At 68.4% G+C, this 21,174-nt stretch carries 18 protein-coding genes and 1 pseudogene; 11 read left to right on the top strand and 8 right to left on the bottom strand.

Annotated features, from left to right (window positions below; genetic code table 11):
• Nucleotides 1-27: 27 nt before the first annotated feature.
• Nucleotides 28-1,824 (bottom strand): DEAD/DEAH box helicase, encoded by a 1,797-nt coding sequence (locus EV652_RS06555; RefSeq protein WP_132208079.1) that lies wholly within the window; start codon nucleotides 1,822-1,824, stop codon nucleotides 28-30.
• A gap of 317 nt (nucleotides 1,825-2,141) precedes the next feature.
• Here EV652_RS06555 and EV652_RS46120 point away from each other — a divergent pair.
• Both EV652_RS46120 and EV652_RS06545 read left to right on the top strand, forming a co-directional pair.
• Nucleotides 2,142-2,309: pseudogene (locus EV652_RS46120) on the top strand (ferritin-like fold-containing protein); the annotation flags it as partial.
• Between the two features lie 55 nt (nucleotides 2,310-2,364).
• Entirely contained in the window at nucleotides 2,365-2,823 is a 459-nt protein-coding gene (locus EV652_RS06545) for a ferritin-like fold-containing protein (RefSeq protein ID WP_369409998.1), read from the top strand.
• 87 nt (nucleotides 2,824-2,910) lie between these two features.
• Here the strand turns inward: EV652_RS06545 and EV652_RS06540 are convergent, their stop codons facing one another.
• The 5 genes from EV652_RS06540 to ligD all read right to left on the bottom strand — a co-directional run bounded on the left by EV652_RS06540 (nucleotide 2,911) and on the right by ligD (nucleotide 5,629).
• Nucleotides 2,911-3,189 (bottom strand): GlsB/YeaQ/YmgE family stress response membrane protein, encoded by a 279-nt coding sequence (locus EV652_RS06540; RefSeq protein WP_242001602.1) that lies wholly within the window; start codon nucleotides 3,187-3,189, stop codon nucleotides 2,911-2,913.
• Between the two features lie 145 nt (nucleotides 3,190-3,334).
• Nucleotides 3,335-3,562: a DUF3107 domain-containing protein gene (locus EV652_RS06535; protein WP_132208078.1), complete on the bottom strand. Its 228-nt coding sequence runs from the start codon at nucleotides 3,560-3,562 to the stop codon at nucleotides 3,335-3,337.
• Nucleotides 3,563-3,691: 129 nt separating this feature from the next.
• Nucleotides 3,692-4,321 carry a TetR/AcrR family transcriptional regulator gene (locus tag EV652_RS06530; protein WP_132208077.1) on the bottom strand — a complete coding sequence of 210 codons (630 nt, stop codon included), beginning with the start codon at nucleotides 4,319-4,321 and terminating at the stop codon, nucleotides 3,692-3,694.
• A 148-nt stretch (nucleotides 4,322-4,469) separates the two neighbouring features.
• A complete protein-coding gene (locus EV652_RS06525) occupies nucleotides 4,470-4,673 on the bottom strand; it encodes a hypothetical protein (RefSeq protein WP_132208076.1) in 204 nt (67 codons plus the stop codon).
• A 29-nt stretch (nucleotides 4,674-4,702) separates the two neighbouring features.
• On the bottom strand, nucleotides 4,703-5,629 hold the full coding sequence (gene ligD / locus EV652_RS06520; RefSeq protein ID WP_132208075.1) for a non-homologous end-joining DNA ligase: 927 nt from the start codon (nucleotides 5,627-5,629) through the stop codon (nucleotides 4,703-4,705).
• A 135-nt stretch (nucleotides 5,630-5,764) separates the two neighbouring features.
• Here ligD and EV652_RS06515 point away from each other — a divergent pair, with 135 nt between their 5' ends.
• From EV652_RS06515 to moeZ, 3 genes are all read left to right on the top strand, one after another.
• Entirely contained in the window at nucleotides 5,765-6,679 is a 915-nt protein-coding gene (locus tag EV652_RS06515) for an alpha/beta fold hydrolase (RefSeq protein ID WP_132208074.1), read from the top strand.
• A gap of 121 nt (nucleotides 6,680-6,800) precedes the next feature.
• Nucleotides 6,801-9,557, top strand: coding sequence for a Calx-beta domain-containing protein (locus EV652_RS06510; protein ID WP_132208073.1), 2,757 nt, complete (start codon nucleotides 6,801-6,803; stop codon nucleotides 9,555-9,557).
• A gap of 230 nt (nucleotides 9,558-9,787) precedes the next feature.
• Entirely contained in the window at nucleotides 9,788-10,978 is a 1,191-nt protein-coding gene (gene moeZ / locus EV652_RS06505) for an adenylyltransferase/sulfurtransferase MoeZ (protein WP_132208072.1), read from the top strand.
• A 49-nt stretch (nucleotides 10,979-11,027) separates the two neighbouring features.
• Here moeZ and EV652_RS06500 read toward each other — a convergent pair whose 3' ends face one another.
• Nucleotides 11,028-11,819 carry a maleylpyruvate isomerase family mycothiol-dependent enzyme gene (locus tag EV652_RS06500; RefSeq protein ID WP_158441101.1) on the bottom strand — a complete coding sequence of 264 codons (792 nt, stop codon included), beginning with the start codon at nucleotides 11,817-11,819 and terminating at the stop codon, nucleotides 11,028-11,030.
• A gap of 2 nt (nucleotides 11,820-11,821) precedes the next feature.
• The gene (locus EV652_RS06495; protein WP_132208070.1) at nucleotides 11,822-12,451 is read right to left on the bottom strand and encodes a TetR/AcrR family transcriptional regulator; all 630 of its coding nucleotides are present in this window, start codon (nucleotides 12,449-12,451) and stop codon (nucleotides 11,822-11,824) included.
• Nucleotides 12,452-12,538: 87 nt separating this feature from the next.
• On the opposite strand from EV652_RS06495, the gene EV652_RS06490 reads away from it, so the two are divergent.
• The 6 genes from EV652_RS06490 to EV652_RS06465 all read left to right on the top strand — a co-directional run bounded on the left by EV652_RS06490 (nucleotide 12,539) and on the right by EV652_RS06465 (nucleotide 21,163).
• A complete protein-coding gene (locus EV652_RS06490; protein ID WP_132208069.1) occupies nucleotides 12,539-12,805 on the top strand; it encodes a DUF2277 domain-containing protein in 267 nt (88 codons plus the stop codon).
• 10 nt (nucleotides 12,806-12,815) lie between these two features.
• The gene (locus EV652_RS06485; protein ID WP_132208068.1) at nucleotides 12,816-13,169 is read left to right on the top strand and encodes a hypothetical protein; all 354 of its coding nucleotides are present in this window, start codon (nucleotides 12,816-12,818) and stop codon (nucleotides 13,167-13,169) included.
• Between the two features lie 49 nt (nucleotides 13,170-13,218).
• A complete protein-coding gene (locus tag EV652_RS06480) occupies nucleotides 13,219-14,058 on the top strand; it encodes a TIGR03560 family F420-dependent LLM class oxidoreductase (RefSeq protein ID WP_132208067.1) in 840 nt (279 codons plus the stop codon).
• A 31-nt stretch (nucleotides 14,059-14,089) separates the two neighbouring features.
• The gene (locus EV652_RS06475) at nucleotides 14,090-14,383 is read left to right on the top strand and encodes an MGMT family protein (protein ID WP_132208066.1); all 294 of its coding nucleotides are present in this window, start codon (nucleotides 14,090-14,092) and stop codon (nucleotides 14,381-14,383) included.
• A 185-nt stretch (nucleotides 14,384-14,568) separates the two neighbouring features.
• Entirely contained in the window at nucleotides 14,569-17,784 is a 3,216-nt protein-coding gene (locus EV652_RS06470; protein WP_132208065.1) for an ATP-dependent helicase, read from the top strand.
• A gap of 142 nt (nucleotides 17,785-17,926) precedes the next feature.
• Nucleotides 17,927-21,163, top strand: coding sequence for an ATP-dependent helicase (locus tag EV652_RS06465; RefSeq protein WP_132208064.1), 3,237 nt, complete (start codon nucleotides 17,927-17,929; stop codon nucleotides 21,161-21,163).
• Nucleotides 21,164-21,174 lie beyond the last annotated feature (11 nt).

Raw genomic sequence — 21,174 nt, 5'->3', positions numbered from 1 at the left:
TTCAGCCACGGTCAGGCGACGAGGAGGTCACTCCGGGGCGGTGAACAACGGGGTCGTCGGGCTGGTCCCCGGCTCAGGCGCCTCGGCAGCCTTCGACTTCCGAGGCGCCGGGGCCTCGGAGGCTTTCGGCTCCTCGGTCTTCGACTCCTCGGTCTTCGGCTCGGCGGCCTTCCGGGTCCGGGTCCGCGTGCGCTTCACCGGCTCGGCCGACTCGGCGGACGCAGCCGGCTCGGCAGACGCAGCCGCTTCGGCCGGCGCTTCAGCCGTCTTGCGGGTCCGGGTGCGCTTGGCCGGCTTCTTCTCGGCCGGCTCGGCCACCGCGGACTCAACCTCGGCCACCGTGGCTTCAACCTCGGCAGCCGGCTCCACAGCAGCGGACTCAACAGCAGCAGACTCGGCGGTCTTCCGGGTGCGGGCGCGCTTGCGCGGCGTACGCACCGGCGCCTCCGCGGCCTCGGTGGACGACTCGGCCGTCGGCGGGACCTGCGTCTTCGAGGTCACGTCCGCCTCGGACTTCGGCTCAGTCGCCACCCCGTCGACCGTCTGGCCGCTGCGGGTGCGCTTGCGGACCCGGTTCCGCTTTCTGGCCGGCCGCTCGCCACCCTCGGAACGCTCAGAACGCTCAGAGCGCTCGGGGCGTTCGGAACGCTCGTCGGTCCGGCGCTTGTCCCGGGTGGGCTTCTCGTCCCGCGGCTCCCGAGACGGCTTGATCCGGCCCTTAGCGTCGGTCGGGATACCCAGGTCGTGGTACAGCTCCGGCGACGTCGAGTAGATCTCCTGCGGCTCGTCGTACGGCAGATCGAGCGCCTTGTTGATCGTCTTCCACCGGGTCACGTCCGCCCAGTCGACGAAGGTCACCGCGATCCCGCTCGCACCCGCCCGGCCGGTCCGGCCGATCCGGTGGATGTAGGCCTTCTCGTCCTCGGGACAGGTGTTGTTGATGACGTGCGTCACGCCCTCGACGTCGATGCCGCGGGCTGCGACGTCGGTGCAGATCAGTACGTCGATCTTGTCACCGCGGAACCGCATCAGCGCCCGCTCGCGGGCCTGCTGGTTCAGGTCACCGTGGATCGCGGCCGCCTTGAAACCGCGGTCCTGCAGATCGTCGGTCAGCCGGGACGCCTCGCGCTTGGTCTTGCAGAAGATCATCACCCGGCCGCGGTCCTCGGCCTGCAGGATCCGGGCCACCACTTCGGGCTTGTCCAGGTCGTGCGCGCGGTAGACGAACTGTGCCGTGGTCGGCACCATCTGGGTGTCCTCGTGCGACTCCGCCCGGATGTTCAGCGGGTGCCGCATGTGGGTGCGGGCCAGCGCGATCACGGCCGACGGCATCGTTGCCGAGAACAACATCGTCTGACGCAGCTCAGGTGTCTTGCGCAGAATGCGTTCCACGTCGGGCAGGAAGCCGAGGTCGAGCATCTCGTCGGCCTCGTCCAGCACCAGCACCTTGATGTGGCTGAGGTCGAGGACACCGCGGTTTGCCAGGTCCAGCAGGCGTCCCGGCGTACCGACGACGACGTCGACGCCCGTCTTCAGCGCGTCCAGCTGCGGCTCGTACGCGACGCCGCCGTACACGGTCAGAACCCGGACGGTACGGACGGTGGACGCGGTGGTCAGGTCCTTGGCGACCTGGATGGTCAGCTCGCGGGTCGGGGTGACGACCAGCGCCTGCGGCTTGCCGGGCGCGGCGAGTTCCTCGTAGTCGGCCTCGCCGGGGGAGATGGTGCGCTGCAGCAGCGGAATACCGAAGCCGAGCGTCTTACCGGTACCGGTCCGGGCTTGGCCGATCAGGTCGGTGCCCATCAGGGCGACCGGGAGCGTCATTTCCTGGATCGGAAACGGCTCTACAATGTTGACGCGGTCGAGCGCGTCGCAGATCTCGGGCAGCACGCCGAGCTCTCTGAAGGTGGTCAGGCTGATCGCCTCTCACATGCTTGTACGGACAGTTGCATCAGTGGCCGGGCGCCAGGAGCATTCCAGCTCCGTCGTGAGGCGCGGGGACACTGTGCAAGCACCTCGCACCAGCTTGCCCATCTGGGCGCGTCACCGGCGAATCGCCCACCAGTGTAACCGCAAGACCTGTCAACGCCGCTTCGTGTGGTTTGCGCCACTCGCGGTCCGGTCCAGATAGGGTGCCGGGCATGGAGCAGACGGCCTTTGATGATCCCGCCTACCGGGCCGCGGCGGTGGATCTGCTGGGAGTCCTCGCGTACGGCGAGCTGACCGCTTTCGAACGGATGGCCGAGGACGCCAAACTGGCGCCGACCCTGAACGACAAGGCGGAGCTGGCCGCGCTGGCGACGACCGAGTTCCAGCACTTCCAGCAACTGCGGGACCGGCTGGTCGCGCTCGGCGTGGACCCGGATGGAGGCGATGCGGCCGTTCGTCACCCCGCTGACCGCGTTCCACGACCACACCGCGCCGTCGGACTGGCTGGAAGGCCTGGTCAAGGCGTACGTCGGGGACGGCCTGGCGAACGACTTCTACCGCGAGATCGCGTCGTTCGTGGACGCGGAGACCCGGGCCCTGGTGCTCGAGGTGTTCGCCGACTCCGGGCAGGCCGAGTTCGTGGTCGACCGGGTCCGGGCCGCGATCGAGGAGGACCCGAAGCTGGGTGGCCGGCTGGCACTGTGGGGACGCCGGCTGGTGGGCGAGGCGCTGAGCCAGGCGCAACGGATCGCCGCCGACCGCGACTCGCTGGCCGCGCTGCTGGCCGGCAGCGTCGACCGCCCGGGCCTCGACCTGGCCGCGATCGGCCGCATGCTCACCCGCCTCACCGAGGCCCACACCGCCCGCATGACCGCCCTCGGTCTCCAGGCCTGACCCTCCCCTCAGCCCACCAGAGGGGACGGCAACGGCCGCCTGCCCCTGGTGGGGTGGCGGCCGTTTGGTGGTGCCTGCAGCCTGTTGTCAGGCGGCCGACGTCTTGCTGTTGCGGGACGAGATGAAGGCGACGACGATCGCGGCGCAGATGATCTGGATCAGATACTGGATCCAGTCCGGGCCGGTGGTGTCCTTGACACCGAGGAAGTAGGCGATCAGACCACCCAGGAAGGCGCCGATACCGCCGCCGAGAATGGTCCACACGAGGCTGATGTTCTGCTTACCGGGGAGCACCAGCCGGGCCAGCGGCCCGAAGATGATGCCCGCGAGCAGGCTGACGATGATCATCCAGACCCAGAATCCCACGGTTCCTCCTTTGAGGGATGGCTGACCTGCGCCTGGTCCGGTGCCCCGTTGACTGACCAGACCACCTCAACGCAGGTCTATCGCCATCGTGCCCGCTGGATGGCACTCCGCAACCGGGACACGCTCGACTGTGTCCCGACCGGGATCAGATCGCGCCGAATCCGACCTTGCGGATCGACACCTCACCGATCTCGACGTACGCGAGCCGGTCGGCCGGAATGATCACCCGGCGGCCTTTGTCATCGGTGAGCTGCAGCAGGTTGGACTTGCCGCTGAGCGCCGCGGCGACCGCCTCCTGGACCTCTTCCGGGGTCTGCTCGCTCTCCAGCACCAATTCACGATTGGCGTGCTGCACGCCGATCTTGACCTCCACGAAACCCTCCGGGCACGTTCCGACCGGCGGCTCTCGCCGGTGACTGTTCGAGCCTATCCGCTGCCGACCCTCAGCTCTCACCCGTCCGCCCAGAGCAGAACCCTTGATCAGGCGGTACGACGTACCAAGTCAGGCGTCGGTGCGGGGGAATCCGCCGATACCGCGCCAGGCCAGCGAGGCGACCATGTCGGCGGCGTGCTCCTGGGGCAGCGACGGGTTGTCGGCGGCCAGCCAGTAGCGGGCGCTGACCTGCGCCATGCCGACCAGGCTGACGGCCAGCACCATCGACTGCTCGCGGTTCAGCCCGGCGTCCGCGCTGATCACCTCGGACACCGCCTCGGCGCACGCGTGGGTGACCCGGTCGACCCGCTCCCGCACGGCCGGCTCGTTGGTCAGGTCCGACTCGAACACCAGCCGGAACGCGCCCTGGGCATTCGCCACATAGTCGTAGAACGCGTGCATCGTGGCCGTGACCCGCTGCTTGTTGTCATCGGTCGACTTCAGCGCGTCCCGGACCGAGGCGACGATCGCGTCGCAGGAGGTGTCCAGCAGCGCCAGGTACAGCTCCAGCTTGCCGGGGAAGTGCTGGTAGAGGACCGGCTTCGAGACTCCGGCGCGGTCGGCGATGTCGTCCATCGCGGCGGCGTGGTAGCCGTTGGCGACGAAGACCTCCTGGGCCGCCTCGAGCAGTTGCGCGCGGCGAGCCAGCCGCGGCAGGCGGCTGCCGCGTTTCGGCGCGGTCTCGGGTGTCGTCGACACAGTCGGCTCCTTCGATGGTGCGGCACCGGCGGCACGGGCTCGACCGCCGGGTCGTTGCCCGAATCCTACCCAGCAGTCCTCCCCGCCAGTAGCTTCCCCGCCGATCGGTGTTCCATCGTGGTACTGCCCGCCGTTCCGGCGTACTGCTTCAGCGGTAGTCGTCCTCGTCCGCGTCGCCGACCTCGCGGCGCTGCTCGTCCACATCGGCCGGGTCGGCCTCGATCGGTACGCCGGAGTCGTCGACCCGGCCGTCCACGGCCGAACTCTGGCGTTGTTCCAGTACGTCGGCCTCGGGGGCGTCGTCGGGCACGCTGTCGAAGCCGGGACCCTCGTAATCGGGCTCACTGCTCATGCGACTGCTCTCCTCTCGATCACCGACGGTTACGACGGTAGTGGCTTCGGGTCGTCGTACATGCCTTCCAGGACGTCGCCGTACTCCTCGATCCGGGCCAGCACCTCGTGGGGCAGGAACCGGAGCTCCTCCGGCGTGGTCGCCGACGCCACCTCGTCCCAGTCGATCGGGGTGGACACTCGCGGCTCCTCGGCGCCACGCAGCGAGTACGGCGCCAGCGTGGTCTTGGCGCTCGCGTTTTGACTCCAGTCGATGAACACCTTGCCAGGCCGGAGCGCCTTGGTCATGTTGGCGGTCACGTTCTCCGGCAGGGCCTCGGCCAGCTGCTCCGCGAGCTGCTTGGCGAACGCACTGGTCTTCCGCGACGACGCCGGCTCGATCGGCACGTACATGTGCATGCCCTTGTTGCCTGAGGTCTTCGGCCAGCCCTCCAGCCCGAAGTGGCTCAGCAGCTCCCGCAGTGCGAGGGCCACGTCGCAGCACTCGACGATGGTGGCTCCCGGCCCCGGATCGAGGTCGAAGACGATCAGGTCGGCCTGCGGGTCCTTGCCAGTGTCGGACAGACCGATCCGCCACTGCGGCACGTGCAGCTCGAGTGCGGCCAGGTTGGCCAGCCACACCACGGTCTGGACGTCGTCTGCCACCACGAAGTCGGCCTCGTCCCGCCCGGTCGAGCTCCCGGGGGTCGGCAGTGTCACGGTACGCACCCAGGCCGGCGTACCGCGGGGAGCGTTCTTCTCGAAGAAGTACGGCGCCTCTGTGCCGTCAGGCCACCGCTTACGCGTCAGGGGCCGGTCGGACAGGTGTGGCAGCAGCAGTGTGGCGACCTGGTGGTAGTAGTCGATCACCTCGGCTTTGGTGAAGCCGGTGTGGGGATACAGCACCTTTCCGAGGTTGGTGAGCTTCATCGTCTGCCCGTCGACCTCGGTGGTCAGTTGCTGCGATGCGGCTGCCATGCCTCCCAGTCTCCACCGTCAGGACGGGACATGCATGCAATGCGCGATGTACGAATCGTCCGGGTGCCCTTGATGGTGAGCGGTACTCCGTCATGGGTGGAGTGTTCCGGGCGATCGGGTCCTACCATGGGTTCCGTGGATAGTTACGCGGCAGTAACCGGTGGCCACGCGCCGTTGGGGGCGCAGGAATGGCCGGCGCGGCGCGTGCCGGTCGCCGGAGTGGATCTCCATGTCAGGGACGCACCAGGCGCGGCGGCGGACCTTCCGCCTGCCCTGTTCGTGCACGGCCTCGGCGGGTCGTCGCTGAACTGGGCCGCCCTGGGCCTGCTGCTCAACGACACGGTCCGCGGTATCGCCCCGGACCTCCCGGGCTTCGGGCGTACGCCGCTGTCCGGTGCGGCCGGGATCAACGAGCAGGTCGACGTACTGATCGAACTGCTGGAGCGTGAGACCGACCAGCCGGTGCACCTGTTCGGGAACTCGATGGGCGGGGCCACGTCGGTTGCGCTGGCCGCGCGTCGGCCGGACCTGGTCGCGTCACTCACACTGATCTCTCCCGCGCTGCCGCATCCGCGGGCCTCCGCGAGCGCCCTGTGGTTCGCCGCGGTTGCCACGCCGCGGCTGGGGCAGGTTGTGCTGACGCGGACCCGGCAGTTGCCGTTCGACCGGCGGTTCCAGGCGTCACTGGCGATGGTGTTCGGCGATCCGCGGTCGCTCCCGGCTGAGGTCACGGCAGCGTACGAGGCGGAGTTGCGCCGCCGCGACACGGACCCGTGGGGGATGCTGGCGACGGTACAAGGTGCCCGGAGCATCCTGCGGTCGTCACTGGCGCCGCCGCGCCGGTCGCTGTGGGCCGACGCGGCCAAGGTCGAGTGCCCGGTGCTGCTGATCTACGGCGGGAAGGACCGGCTGGTCGACGCCCGGATCCGGACCAAGGCCCAGCGCCACTTCCGGGACGCGCGGCTGCTCTATCTGCCGCAGTCGGGACACGTCGCCCAAATGGAACACCCCGAACACGTCGAGCGCGCGTTCCGTCAGCTGATCGGTTGATCGAGTCACAGCTGTGGTCGGACTGAGACACGGTTGAGCAGCTCGTCGGATCAACTTTCCTCTCGCTCATGGAGTCGGACGAACACTGTGTTCGTCGAACGAGAGGACCACTGTGCGGGTAATGGGCAGACTCATCAGAAGCCTGTCGCTGGGGATGGTCGCACTACTGGGTGTGGGGGCGTTGCACGCGAACGCCGCACCACCGACACTTCCGCCATCATCGGTTGCTAAGGGCAACAACTGGGACGTGAAACCGGTGGCCTCGGGCTACCAGCTGACCTTGCGCCTCGCCGCGCCGGCGCCGATGCGCGCGTCGCTGCCGCTGCTGGCCGTGGACGGCGTACCGATCGGGGTGGCCCGGCAGTCGCCGGACCAGCGGACGCTGACCCTGATCACTACCGATCCGGCCGTACTGAAGGCGCGCGACGTACGACTGATCTGGTCGGGTGACGTCGGCAAGAGCACCGGCCGGAACCGGAGTCAGGCTGCCGGGCCGACCGATGCGGACTGGCTGAAGGCGAAGCAGGGGCCGCTGCTGAAGGACGATCCCGGCGCGCTGGGCAAGTATCAGGTCGACACGTCGGAGTACAACCTCGGTGACGAGGCCGTCTACCTGCCGGGCCTCGGGCAACGGTCCGAGCTGCGCGGGAAGGTCTACACGCCGCGCGGTGCGGTCGGGCCGCGGCCGCTGGTGCTCTTCCTGCACGGCCGGCACCAGTACTGCTACGGCGACGACGTCACGCCATCGGACAAGCCGTGGCCGTGCCCGACTGGTTCGAAGCCGGTGCCGAGCTTCCGCGGGTACGACGGCCCGGCCGAAGCGCTGGCCAGCAACGGCTACCAGGTCGTGTCGATCAGCGCCAACGCGGTCAACGCGTACGACGGTGATGTCTACGACTCGGGCGCGCAGGCGCGGGCCGAGTTGATCCTTGATCACCTGGCGCTGTGGAGGACGTGGTCGACGATCGGCGGCGGGCCGTTCGGCCGCACCTTTGTCGGCAAGGTGAACCTGCAGAACATCGGTCTGATGGGCCACTCTCGTGGTGGCGAGGGCGTCGCCCGGGCCGCGGTGCTCAACGCCGACCGCGGTGGGCAGGACGGAATCCGCGCCGTCCTGCCGCTCGCGCCGACCGACTTCGCCCGTGCAACTGTGCCGGGCGTTGCGATGAGTGTCTTGCTGCCGTACTGCGACGGTGACGTCTCCGATCTGCAGGGCCAGAAGTTCTACGACGACACTCGCTACTCCGTCACCGGCGACGCCGCACCACGGTCGACCGTGACCGTGCTCGGTACCAACCACAACTTCTTCAACACCGAGTGGACCCCGGGGCAGTCGGAGGCGCCGTCGGGTGACGACTGGTTCGGTGAGGAGAAGGAGTCGCCCTGCGGTGCGAAGTACGCGGGCCGGCTGACGGCCAAGGAGCAGCAGGCTGTCGGTACGGCGTACATCGCGGGCTTCTTCCGGCTGCAGCTCGGCCACGAATCGAAGTTCCTGCCACAGTTCGACGGGTCCGACGGACGGCCAGCCTCGGCTGGGCGGGCCGTCGTACGCGTGGTCTCGCAGGCGCCGCTGGCGTCGCGGCGGGACGTGAATTCCCTGGACACGGTACTGCCAGCGGGGTCCGTCACGGGCAAGGCGTCAGCGACGGTGTGTGCGGGTGTGAGCGAGCCGTCCGGTCGGACGGCCGCGACACCGACGTGCATGACGACTAACGACTGGGCCAACGCTCCGCACTGGGGCGCTGCCTGGTACGCCGCTCGCACACCAACCACTGCGGTGACCAAGCTGAGCTGGACCGGGACTGACGGCGTACTGCGACTCAACCTGCCCGCTTGGCAGCGAGACGTACGACGCTTTGCCACGCTGTCGTTCCGTGCAGCGCCTGACCCGGCTGGCACGCCGAAGACTGATCTGACGGTGCGTGTAGTGGATGGGCGCGGCCGTGCGGCCGTCGTACCGGTGTCTGCTGTCAGCGACGCGCTCGTGCGGATGCCGGGACGTGACGACAGTGGGCTACCGAAGAACCTGCTGCGGACCGTGCGGATCCCTGTGGGGTCGTTGAAGGGCGTCGACCTGCGTGACGTGCGTGCTGTCGAGCTGCGGACCGACCGGGTGGCGCGTGGGTCGGCGTACGTGAGTGATGTCGCGTTCTCGTCGCCGGGGGTCGGGCTGTCGGCTCCTGCCCGGTTGCTGCCGCAGTTGTCCGCGTCGAGCGTGACGGTGAAGGAAGGCGACAAGGGCACGAAGTCGATGGACTTCTGGGTCACGTTGTCGCGGCCGAGCATCCGCCCGGTCAGTGTGTACGTCGAGACGAACGGCGACCTGGGGACTGCCGTGGGCGATGTCACTCGGCAGCTCGTGTTCAAGCCGGGGCAGGTGCGGCAGAAGGTCAGCGTGCCGGTGGCCGGGAACACTCGGGACAGCTACGACCTGCCGTTCAGTCTGGTGCTCTCAGCGCCTCGGAACGGGTTGCTGAACCAATCGTTCGGGCACGGTCTGGTGATCGACGACGATGCCACGCCGACGCTGACGATCGGGAATGGACAGGCGGGCGAGAAGGCGGGCGCGCTGCGGTTCCCGGTGAAGTTGTCGGCGCCGAGCGACAAGATCGTCAACATCTCCGGTCAGCTGAAGGACGGAACCGCGGTGATCCGGAAGGACTACCTGAGCGAGTACGACGACGGGACCAACCCGCCGAACCGCTCGGTCGACGGGTACGTCGAGCCGGGAAAGACCACCGGTGACCTGCCCGTCCGGCTGGTCGACGACAAGGTGAAGGAGCCGACGGAGACGTTCACCGTCGACATCCAGGCGGTGGACGGGGCGGAGATCAAGCTGCCGCTCATGCTCAAGGCCACCGTCACCGACGACGACTGAGGGAGGGCGGACCTCCAGGCCACATCAATCGAGGGCGGGAGCGGCGCTGAGCATGGCGCCGCTCACACGACCCCCATTTGTGGTGGCCTGGAGGTCCGCATCCTCGTGAGACTCCGATCCCGGGATGCGGACCCCGGCGGGGGCGGTTGGGGTTGTGCGGGAACATGGGGGAGGGAAGAACGGTTGAAATCCGGAGAACCCGACCGACATCGTTCACGAGGAGCCGACACGTGTCATTGCCACCGCTGGTCGAACCGGCCGACGAGCTGACCATCGACGAGGTGCGCCGGTATTCGCGGCACCTGATCATCCCCGAGGTCGGGATGGCCGGGCAGAAGCGGCTGAAGAACTCCAAGGTGCTGGTGATCGGCGCCGGCGGCCTGGGCAGCCCGGCGCTGCTCTACCTGGCCGCGGCCGGTGTCGGCACCCTCGGCATCGTCGAGTTCGACACCGTCGACGAGTCGAACCTGCAGCGCCAGATCATCCACGGCCAGTCCGACGTCGGGAAGTCCAAGGCCCAGTCGGCCAAGGAGTCGATCCTCGAGGCGAACCCGTACACGAACGTCGTCCTGCACGAGGAACGCCTCGACAACGACAACGTGTTCCAGATCTTCGAGCAGTACGACCTGATCGTCGACGGCACCGACAACTTCGCCACCCGGTACCTGGTGAACGACGCCGCGGTGCTGCTCGGCAAGCCGTACGTCTGGGGCTCGATCTTCCGCTTCGACGGCCAGATCAGCGTCTTCTGGGCCGAGCACGGCCCGTGCTACCGCTGCCTCTACCCCGAGCCGCCGCCGCCGGGCATGGTCCCGTCCTGCGCCGAGGGCGGCGTCCTGGGCGTGCTGTGCGCGTCCGTCGGCGCCGCGCAGGTGACCGAGGCGATCAAGCTGCTGACGGGGATCGGCGACCCGTCGCTGGGCCGGCTGAACATCTACGAGGCGCTCGACCTGAACTGGCGCACCCTGAAGGTCCGCAAGGACCCGAACTGCGCCATCTGCGGCGAGAACCCGACCGTCACCGAGCTGATCGACTACGAGAGCTTCTGCGGCGCGCTGACCGAGGAGGCGGCCGACGCGGCCGTCGGCTCGACCATCTCGGTGAAGCAGCTGAGCGAGTGGATCAAGCTGAAGGACAACGGCGAGAAGGACTTCGTGCTGATCGACGTCCGCGAGCCGAACGAGTACGAGATCAACCGGATCCCGGGCTCGGTGCTGATCCCGAAGGCCGACTTCCAGACCGGTGTCGCACTGGAGAAGCTGCCGCAGGACAAGCAGTTGGTCTTCCACTGCAAGTCCGGTGTCCGCTCCGCCGAGGTGCTCGCGATCGCCAAGGGCGCGGGCTTCGGCGACGCCGTCCACGTCGGTGGCGGTGTGGTCGCCTGGGTCGACCAGATCGACCCGAGCCAGCCGGCGTACTAGAACAGACAGACTTGAGGGCTGGAGCAGGTGCTCCAGCCCTCAGTCATGTCTAGAACGGCATCCGGCAGGTGGCGACCGCTTCGGCGGCGACCGGATCTCCGGAGACGACCGGTTCGTCGTCGCGGCCCGAGATGGTCCGCATGTAGCTCACGGCATCCACGGCGGCGGAACCGACCGGCTCGCCCCTCCCCAGCCGGTAGGTCCCGCCGCCCTGTCCGGTGAGCTCCAGTACGACGGCCGGTCGCTCACCCCAGAACGGCCCGTCATCCACGTCGTACACCACCTGCGCGACGATCTCCTCGGCGTACGGCCCGGCGTCGAACGACCGCCCGACCGCCTGGCACACATCGTCGCGGTGCATCCACAGATCCCGGGCCAGCAGGATGTCCCACACATAGCCGAGGGCCAATCGGTCGAACCCGGGGATGTCATCGACCTTCATCGTCACCCGCCGGATCAGCTCGGGATTGCGCGAGATGCTCCGCGTCGCCTTGCCCCAGGTCCGGTCGAACAACGCCCGCAGTTCGGCCGGCGGCGTACCGCGGTGCTCGTCGGCCTGCACCATCATGTGCGCGTCGAAGCGCGGTACGCCGGGGTAGACCCGCTTGCCCTTGCGGAACCGGCGCGGGAACGACCACGGCTTGATCACGTCCTCCGCCTGGCCGATCAGGTGCCCGGCGATGTCCGCGACGTCCCACGCGTCGCAGACCGTACGGCGTTGCCACTCGGTCCCCTCGAGTGACGCCAGCAACTCGTGCCACGCCTGGATCTCCGCGTCCCGATGGACCCGGCACCGTTCCCGGCCGGCGCGGCCGATCTCCCCCGCGAGTACTGCGGTCATCATTACCCCCTGGTTGGTGCGTATCGCTGATAGAACATCTCGAGTACGACGGGCAGCAGCCGGCTGAACCGTCCTTCCTCGAACGACGCGTCCGGCTGGTTGGCGATCTGCTGTGTCAGCACGCCGGCCGTCATCGAGGTGAAGAGCGCGATGGCTTCGTCGCCGGTAGCGTCCGGATGTAACCGGCCCTCGTCCACTGCCGCCTGCAGGCGCTTGCGGAGCTCCTCGATCGCCTGGTTCGCGGGCGCGAACGCGGCTGGACTCGGCTCGAAGCCGGGAATCGTCCGCCAGAACAACAGTTGTGAGTAGACCGGGTGCTGCAGGCACCACCGGCAGAACGCGTTGATGCCGCGCTCCAGTGCGTCCTCGTCCTCGGCTGCCGTGGCGACGGCCTCCAGTTGCACGGCCAGGACGAGCTCGGCGCCGCGCTGGAAGAGCGCGTCGAAGATCGCCATCTTGGACGGGAAGTACTGGTACAGCGACGGTGGCTGCATACCGAGCCGCCGGGCCACCGCGGACAGGCTGAGCGCCGCGACGCCTTCGGTCTCCATCAGTTCGATGGCGACCTCCAGGATCTCCTCGATGGTCTCCTGGCGGCGACGAGTCCGGCGGTCCAGCCCAGTGGCGCTCATGCACTGAGGAAAACCTAAAGGTATTAGGGAAGTCAATACCTCGTAGGTTTCGGTTGGATTGTCCGCTCCGGCACGTAGTGTCTTGGCATGTGCAGAAACATCACCGTCCTCCGGGGACTCGAGCCGGCCGCGACCTCTGAGGAGATCTACGCGGCCGCATTGCAGTACGTGCGCAAGGTGACCGGCGTCGGCTCGTTGAGCTCGACCACCCGGGAGCCGATCGAGCGGGCCGCGGCCGAGGTCGCGCGGATCACCGAGCAGTTGCTGGCAGAGATGCCGGAGCGCCGGAACCCGCCGCAGACCGTGCCGCCGCTGCGGCGTCCCGAGGTGCGGGCCCGACTCGGTCTCGACTGAGGCCGAACCAATGGGGGAGTCGCGCACCAGCCGCCGCCATCAGGGGCTGGTGCTCGGGCTGGTGGTCGCCGGCGTGCTGCTGGCGACGATCAACGCCAACGCCCAGGCCGAGCTGATCCGCCGGCGTCAGGCAAGCTGCGACGGTTCGCTCGCCTTGCCGACGACGGCGTACGTGCTGGGCTTCGTCGGTCTGGTGGTCGGCGCGGTTGCGCTCATCCTCCTGATTCGCTGGTTCGGTCACAGCCGGCAGCCGATCGAGCTCATCCTGTTCGCGACCGCGACCGCTGCTGTCATCTTCGAGCTCTTCGCCCTCGTGACCGCCTTCCAAGAAGGTCGCCCGGTCCACCCCATGTGTGGCGGCTGACCGGGTAGGGTCGCAATCGGGAAACGGTTACCACTACGAGGAGGCCGGGATGCGGTTCGCGATCAAGACCAGGCCCGAGCACACCACCTGGCAGCAACTGCGGGACGTGTGGATCGCCGCGGACGACTTCGAGATCTTCGAGTCCGCGTGGCACTGGGACCACTTCTACCCGTTGAGCGGCGACATGGCCGGCCCGAACCTCGAGGCCTGGACCACATTGGCCGCGCTGGCCCAGGCGACCCAGCGGATCCGGGTCGGGTGCCAGGTGACCGGGATGATCTACCGGCATCCCGCCGTGCTGGCGAACATGGCCGCGACCACCGACATCATCTCCGACGGCCGGCTCGAGCTCGGGATCGGCGCGGGCTGGAACGAGATGGAGACCGCCGCCTACGGCATCGACCTGTACCCGTTGAAGGAACGCTTCGACCGGTTCGACGAGGGCACGGAGGCGATGATCGCGCTGCTCACCGAGAAGGTCGCGAATTTCGACGGCAAGTACATCAAGCTCACCGACGCGTACTGCGAGCCGAAGGCTGTGCAGACCCCGCATCCGCCGATCACGATCGGCGGCAAGGGCCCGAAGCGGACGCTGCGCGCGGTCGCCAAGTGGGCGCAGCAGTGGAACGTCATCGTCCAGAGCCCCGAGGAGTGGAAGGAGCTCAAGGACGTGCTGGTCCAGCGCTGCGAGGAGGTCGGTCGCAACGTCGACGAGATCACCTGCTCGGTCAACGTCCGGATCGATCCCGACCAGCCCCTCGACACCGCGGTCGCGCAGGCGGCGGCGTACGGCGAAGCAGGTGTCGACCTGGTCGTGATGAACCTCCCGCTCGACGCACCGCCGTCCGTCGTCGAGCCGCTCGCGAAGGCGCTGGCACCACTGGCCTGAACTGTCAGCGGTCCCCGCTAGGTTTGGGCTTGTGGACAGGGAGGAGTACGTCGAGGCGGTGCTGCGTGCCGTGGAGTCGATCCCGCCGGGCAGCGTCGCGACGTACGGCGACATCGCCGAGTTCGTCGGTCAAGGTGGCCCGCGCCAGGTCGGCGCCATAATGCGCGAGTACGGCGCCAGCGTGCCGTGGTGGCGGGTGATCCGGGCCAGCGGTGTGCCGGCGGACGAGGTCGGCGACGAGCAACTCCACAACCTTCGCTCCGACGGTGTCCGTGTCACGAACGGTCGGGTCAACCTGCGCGAGGTCCGCTGGGATCCGCAGTAGACATCAGCGATGCGGCGGCCCCGCCCCGGACCTCCGCACCGCCGATGCGCGCCGGCAGTTGAGGGAGCCGGCTTCGAACGTCTTGATGCACGAAACCTGTGGGAAGTTGTCCGCAGTCCGGTGAGGTTCGGGGTACGCGGTGTGTGCCGACGGGGATTGTCGGTGGGGTCTGGTGGGATGAGGCGGTGGTCAGCAGACAGGGGTCCCGGTACCGGTTGGTCCGGGCGGAGGGGCGCAGTGCGGATGCTCCTGTTCTGGATGCGGATCAGCAGGCGGTGGTGGATCATCCGGGCGGACCTCTGTTGGTGCTGGCCGGTCCCGGGACCGGGAAGACGACGACTCTCGTCGAGGCTGTTGTCGACCGGGTGCGCAATCGCAGGCTGAGTCCCGACGAGGTGCTGGTGCTGACGTTCGGGCGCAAGGCGGCGACCGAGTTGCGGGACCGCATCACCGGTCGGCTCGGGCGGACCACTCGGGTGATGCCGTCGATGACGTTCCACTCCTTCTGCTATGCGTTGCTGCGCCGCTTCACGCCGGCCGACGCGTTCGACGTACCACTGCGTCTTCCGTCCGGGCCTGAGCAGTCGTTGCGGTTGAGCGAGGCGTTGTCCGGCAGTCGCGAGGTCGGCGCGGTGCACTGGCCGGGCAGTTTGCATCCGGCGTTGAAGACGCGCGGTTTCACCGACGAGGTGCAGGCGGTGATCGGCAAGGCGCGGCAGCTCGGGCTGGATCCCGAGGATCTGTCGGCGATCGGTCGGTCCGCGGACCGGGCTGAGTGGATCGCGGTCGGCGACTTCTTCGAGGAGTACCTGCAGATCCTCGACCACGAGCAGGTGCTGGACTACTCCGAGCTCATCCACCGTGCGGTGATCCTGGCCCAGCAGCCGCAGGTGCAGGACAAGCTGCGGACCGAGTTCAAGGCCGTCTTCGTCGACGAGTACCAGGACACCGATCCCGGCCAGACCCAGTTGCTCCAGGCGATCGCGGGCGACGGCGGCGACCTGGTTGTGGTCGGCGATCCGGATCAGTCGATCTACACCTTCCGTGGCGCCGACGTCCGCGGTCTGCTGCGCTTCACCGACGAGTTCCGTACGGCGGACGGCGCCGAAGCGGCCCAGATCGCCCTCGGCACGACCCGACGTTTCGGTACGACGCTCCAACGCGTGTCCCGCAATGTCGTCAGCCGACTGGGTGTCCCGGGGACCCTGGACCGCGACACGTTCGAGCGGTTCCGGAATCCGGATGCGAGCGGCTGTGTCTACGGCTCCGGCAAGGTCGAGGCGAATCTCTATTCGACCAGCGGGGCTGAGCTCGAGCACATCGCGGATCTGCTCAGACGGGCGCATGTGCAGGACGGCGTCGGCTGGCACGAGATGGCGGTGCTGGTGCGGTCGGGCAGTCGTTCGATCCCGCCGTTGCGTCGGGCGCTGGCCGCTGCGGGGATCCCGGTCGATGTGGCCGGCGACGAGCTGCCGTTGTCCCGGGAGCCCGCCGTACGGCCGATGCTGCTGGCATTGCGGGCTGTCGCGGATCCGTCGACGCTGACAGTCGACGTCGTACGGGCTCTGGCATTGTCGCCGTTGGGGGCGATGGATGCGGGGCAGTTGCGGCGGCTCGCGCGGGTGCTGCGGCGCCGGGACCGTGAAGCCGCAGGTGGTCAGCGGTTGCCGCATTCGTCCGACGAGCTGTTGCGGGACGCGTTGATGAACCCGCTGCTGCTGGACGAGCAGGCGTCGCCGGCGGAGGCGCGGTTCGCGGCCCTCGGCGAACGGTTGCTGAAGGCAAGGAACATCGTGACCGCGGGTGCGGCGCCGGACGAGGTGATGTGGTCGCTGTGGTCGGAGTCGCCCTGGTTGCGGCGGCTCCGCGGTCAGGCGAACTCCGGCGGTGAGCAGGCCCGGACGGCGAACCGGGATCTGGACTCGTTGTGTGCGCTGTTCGACGCGGCCAGCCGGGCTGAGGAGCAGGTCGGGTTCAAGGGGGTGTCCGCGTTCCTTTCGGAGCTCGAATCGCTGGACATCGCCTCGGACCACCGGTTCGACGGGACGTATCGCGAGGCCGGCGTACAGCTGATGACCGCGCACCGGTCGAAGGGGCTGCAGTGGCGGCTCGTCGTCGTGGCGAGTGTGCAGGAAGGGCAGTGGCCGGATCTGCGGCGGCGCGGGTCGTTGCTGGAGCCGGACCGGCTTGGTCCGGATGGTCTGGTGGAGCCGTTGTCCGCGGGCGCGCTGCTGGCGGAGGAGAGACGGCTGTTCTACGTCGCGATCACGCGGGCGCGGGAGCGATTGATCGTGACCGCGGTGCAGGCGCCGGAGGCGGACGGGGATCAACCGTCGCGGTTACTGGCCGAGCTGGACATTCCTTTGAAGTTGGTGGCAGGGCGGCCGCGACGGCCGTTGTCGTTGCACGGTCTGGTCGCTGATCTGCGTTGTGTGCTGGCGGATCCGGCGTCGTCGCCCGCGTTGAAGCGGGCTGCGGCTGATCGGTTGGCTCAGTTGGCGGATGCTGTGGACGATCGCGATCAGGTCCTGGTGCCGACGGCGAATCCCGAGCGCTGGTGGGGTGTGCGGGAGCGGACCCGGTCTCTGAAGCCGATCGCGGATCCGGATCTGCCGGTGCCGTTGTCCGGGAGTGCGCTGACGACGATCGTGGACTGTCCGCTGCGGTGGTTCCTGCAGCGGCGGGCGGGTGGCGAGACGCCCAGTACGTCGGCGATCGGGTTCGGCATGGTGTTGCACACGCTGGCGGATGCGGTGGCGACGGGGACGTTGCCGCCGGACGTGGACGAGTTGAACGGCTGGCTCGACAAGGTGTGGACGCAGCTGGAGTTCGAGTCGACCTGGATCTCGGATCGGGAGCGGGTCGAAGCCGAGCAGGCGTTGCGACGGTTCGTCGCGTGGCATCAGGGCCGGCCGGATCGGCGGCTGATCGGGACCGAGGTCGACTTCGACGTACTGCTGCCGGATACGGACAAGCCCGCCGTCCGTGTGAAGGGCCGGATGGACCGGATCGAGGAGGACTCCGAGGGCACGGTCCGAGTGGTCGACCTCAAGACTGGACGCACGATGCCGACCAAGCCGGCGCTGGAGCGGCACGTGCAGCTCGCGATCTACCAACGAGCGATCGCCTCGCGCCAGCTGGAGAAGCTGGGCGAAGACCCGGTAGCCGGCGGCGCCGAGCTGGTCCAGCTCCGCCACGACGACAGCGGTTTCCCCAAGGTCCAGCACCAAGGACCGCTGCAGTCCGACGAGGAAGGTCGCACCTGGCTCGACGAAGCCGTCGAGGACGCCGAGGCGATGGTGCGCTCCGAAGAGTTCGTTGCCAAACGCAACGACGGCTGCGCCCGCTGCGACGCCCGCCCGCTGTGCCCCATCCAACCCGAAGGCCGAGAGATCGTCTGATGCGCATGCCCAGGGAGAACGTGATGCCTCTGCCGGAGGTGGGAACACCTTCCGGTGGCCTGAGACAGGAAATAACCTGTCTCAACCACCGAGTTCCTGTTCAAGGCCCCGGTGGCGAGCGCGTCGGTGCGGGGTGCCGCTGATGCGGGGGGCGCAGCTGACCTCGACCGCTGACCTGGTGGAGTTGCTGGGGATTCCGTTCAGCGATCAGCAGTTGGCGGCGATCACGGCTCCGTTGGCGCCTGGGGTGATCGTGGCGGGGGCCGGGTCGGGGAAGACGACGGCGATGGCGGCCCGAGTGGTGTGGTTGATCTGCACCGGGCAGGTGAAGCCGGAGGAAGTGCTCGGGCTGACGTTCACCAAGAAGGCCGCCAACGAGCTGGATGTGCGGATCCGGGACGACCTGACGAAGGCCGGCGTACTCGGGTCGACGCTGCCGACGGACCAGCATCCGATCCTCGCCGCCCACCTGCGCAGCAACATCCCGAACTGGGAGCCGGAGGAGCCCGGCGAGCCGGTCGTCTCGACGTACCACGCGTTCGCCGGGACGTTGATCGCCGAGCACGGGCTGCGTCTCGGCCTCGAGCCGGACGTCCGGGTGCTCGCCGACGCGACCAGGTTCCAGTTGGCCGGTCGCGTCGTACGGCGATCCGCCGGTCCGATCCGGCACGCCTCGCATCACGTGCCCACGCTGGTCAACAGCCTGCTCGCGTTGGACGGTGAGCTCGCGGACCACCTGCTGCGGGCGGACGACGTACGGGACCATGACGAAGCGGTACGGCGGGAAGTCGCGGCGGCGCGGAAGCAGACGGTCGAGGTCCGCAAACTCGCGGAGACCGCGCTGAAGCGTGATGAGATCCTGCAACTGGTCGAGGAGTACCAGGCGTACAAGGCCGAGCGTGGTGTCGTGGACTTCGCGGACCAGATGGCGCTCGGTGCGCGACTGGCGGAGGAGTGCCCGGAGGTCGCGGTCGTCGAGCGTTCGCGGTACAAAGTCGTCCTGCTCGACGAGTATCAGGACACGTCCGTGTCGCAGCGACGGATGCTGACCGCGTTGTTCGCCGGGCCTGATGGTCGTGGGCACCCGGTGACCGCGGTCGGTGATCCATGCCAGGCGATCTATGGTTGGCGCGGCGCATCCGTCGCGAACCTGGATGAGTTCCCGGAACACTTCCCTCAGTCTGATGGCACGCCGGCTCAGCGTTATGTGCTCAGCGTCAACCGGCGCTGCGGCAGCCGGATCCTCGCCGCAGCCAACCAGCACGCGGCCGAGCTCTACGAGCAGCACCCGGGCGTGATCCCGCTCGAAGCGCCTGCCGATGCGCCCGAAGGTGCGATCACCGTCGGCCTGTTCGAGACGCGCTCGCAGGAGATCGAGTGGGTCGCCGACGCGATCGTCGCCGCGCACCGGACGCCGAACCGCCGATGGAAGGACATCGGCATCCTGATGCGGACGAACGTCGACCTGAGCGCGGTCCACGAAGCGCTGATCGCCCGCAAGGTCCCGGTCGAGGTGGTCGGCCTCGGTGGACTCCTCGCGCTGCCCGAGGTCGTCGACGTCGTCGCCACTCTGCAAGCCGTGAACGACCTGACCGCCAACGCCGCGATGCTGCGGATCCTCACCGGTCCCCGCTACCGGATCGGCCATCGAGACCTGGCGCTCCTGGCCAACCGCTCCCGGGCGCTCGCCGACGCGGGCGACCGTCCGGCGGCCGACGACCTGGTCGCCGCGCTGGATGCGGCGGTCGCCGGGATGGACTCGACCGAGGTGATCTCGCTCGCCGAGGCGGTCGACGACCCAGGTTCGCCGGACACGTGGGGTTACTCGCCCGAGGCGCTGGTCCGCTTCAAGGAACTGTCGGTCGAGCTCCGTGAGCTGCGCGCGCACGCGGGGGAGCCGCTGCTCGACCTGGTCCGGCGGGTGATCAGCACGATCGGCTTGGACGTCGAGCTGACTGCGACCCCGGATCACGTCGACTCCGGCCGCCGCGATCACTTGGCCGCATTCTTGGATGCCGTCGGCAACTTTGTCTCCACCGAGTCGGACGGATCGCTCGACGGCCTGCTGGCGTATCTGGCCGCCGAAGAGGAGTACGCCGCCGGTCTCGACCTCGCCGTACCGAGTGAAGCGGACTCGGTCAAGCTGCTGACCACGCACCGGTCGAAGGGCCTGGAGTGGCCGATTGTGTTCGTGCCGACGCTGGTGAACAAGGTGTTCCCGTCGGATCGCGGCCGGGACAAGTGGACGACGAACGCGAAGGTGCTGCCGTGGCCGTTGCGCGGTGACGCCGACACGCTGCCCGACTTCCACGACCTGTCCAACGCCGGGCTGAAGGCGTTCGCGGACGAGTGCAAGGACGTGAACGCGCTGGAGGAACGGCGGCTCGGGTACGTCGCCTTCACCCGTGCAAAGGAGATCCTGGTCGCGACCGGGCACTGGTGGGGTCCGACGCAGAAACGTCCGCGCGGCCCGTCGTCGTACCTTTCGACGCTGAAGAAGCACGCTGGCGAGCGTGTCATCGCGTGGGCCGAGCAGCCGGAGCTGTCCGAGGAGAACCCGGAGCTCGCCGAGCAGACGCAGGCGCCGTGGCCGACGCCGTACGATGTCACGTCGTACCAGCGGCGGCTGGACGCAGTGGCGCTGGTCCAGCAGGCACGTGCCGAAGGGCCGTCGCAGGAGGCGGAGGAGTCGCTGCTGCTGGACGAGCAGGCGACGGTCGCGCGGTGGGACTCCGAGCTCGAGAGATTGTTGTCCGAGGCAAGGGAAAGCCGGAGCCGGAAGGCGTACGACGTGGCGCTGCCGGCCGCGTTGTCGGCGACCCAGGTGATGCGACTGGCGAAGGACCCGGACGGTCTCGCGTCGGACCTGGCCCGGCCGATGCCGCGCAAACCCAACCGGGCGGCGCGATTCGGCACCCGCTTCCACGCCTGGGTCGAGAGCTACTTCGGCCAGCAACTGCTGCTCGACCCCGACGACCTGCCGGGCGCCGCGGACGAGGACATCGTCGACGACACCGACCTGACCGACCTGATGGACGCCTTCCGCACCGGCCCCTACGGCGAAACCACCCCGTACGAGATCGAAGCCCCGTTCGCCCTGGCCATCGCCGGCCGCGTCGTCCGCGGCCGCATCGACGCCGTCTACCAGGTCGTCCGCCCCGACGGCTCCCGCGGTTACGAAGTCATCGACTGGAAAACCAGCCGCTCCGAATCCGCCGACCCCCTCCAACTAGCTATCTACCGAGTCGCCTGGGCCGAACTCCAAGGAATCCCGACAACTCAAGTAACCGCCGCCTTCTACTACGTCCGCACCGGCGACATCATCCGCCCAAACCTCCTACCAGAAAAGCAAGAACTCACCACCCTCCTCAACGGCTAGTCCGCGAGTTC

The organism is Kribbella steppae, from assembly GCF_004342025.1.
GTDB classification, from domain to species: Bacteria; Actinomycetota; Actinomycetes; order Propionibacteriales; family Kribbellaceae; genus Kribbella; species Kribbella steppae.
Note: the sequence above shows the minus strand (reverse complement) of the source record. Positions and strands in the feature narration are given on the sequence as shown.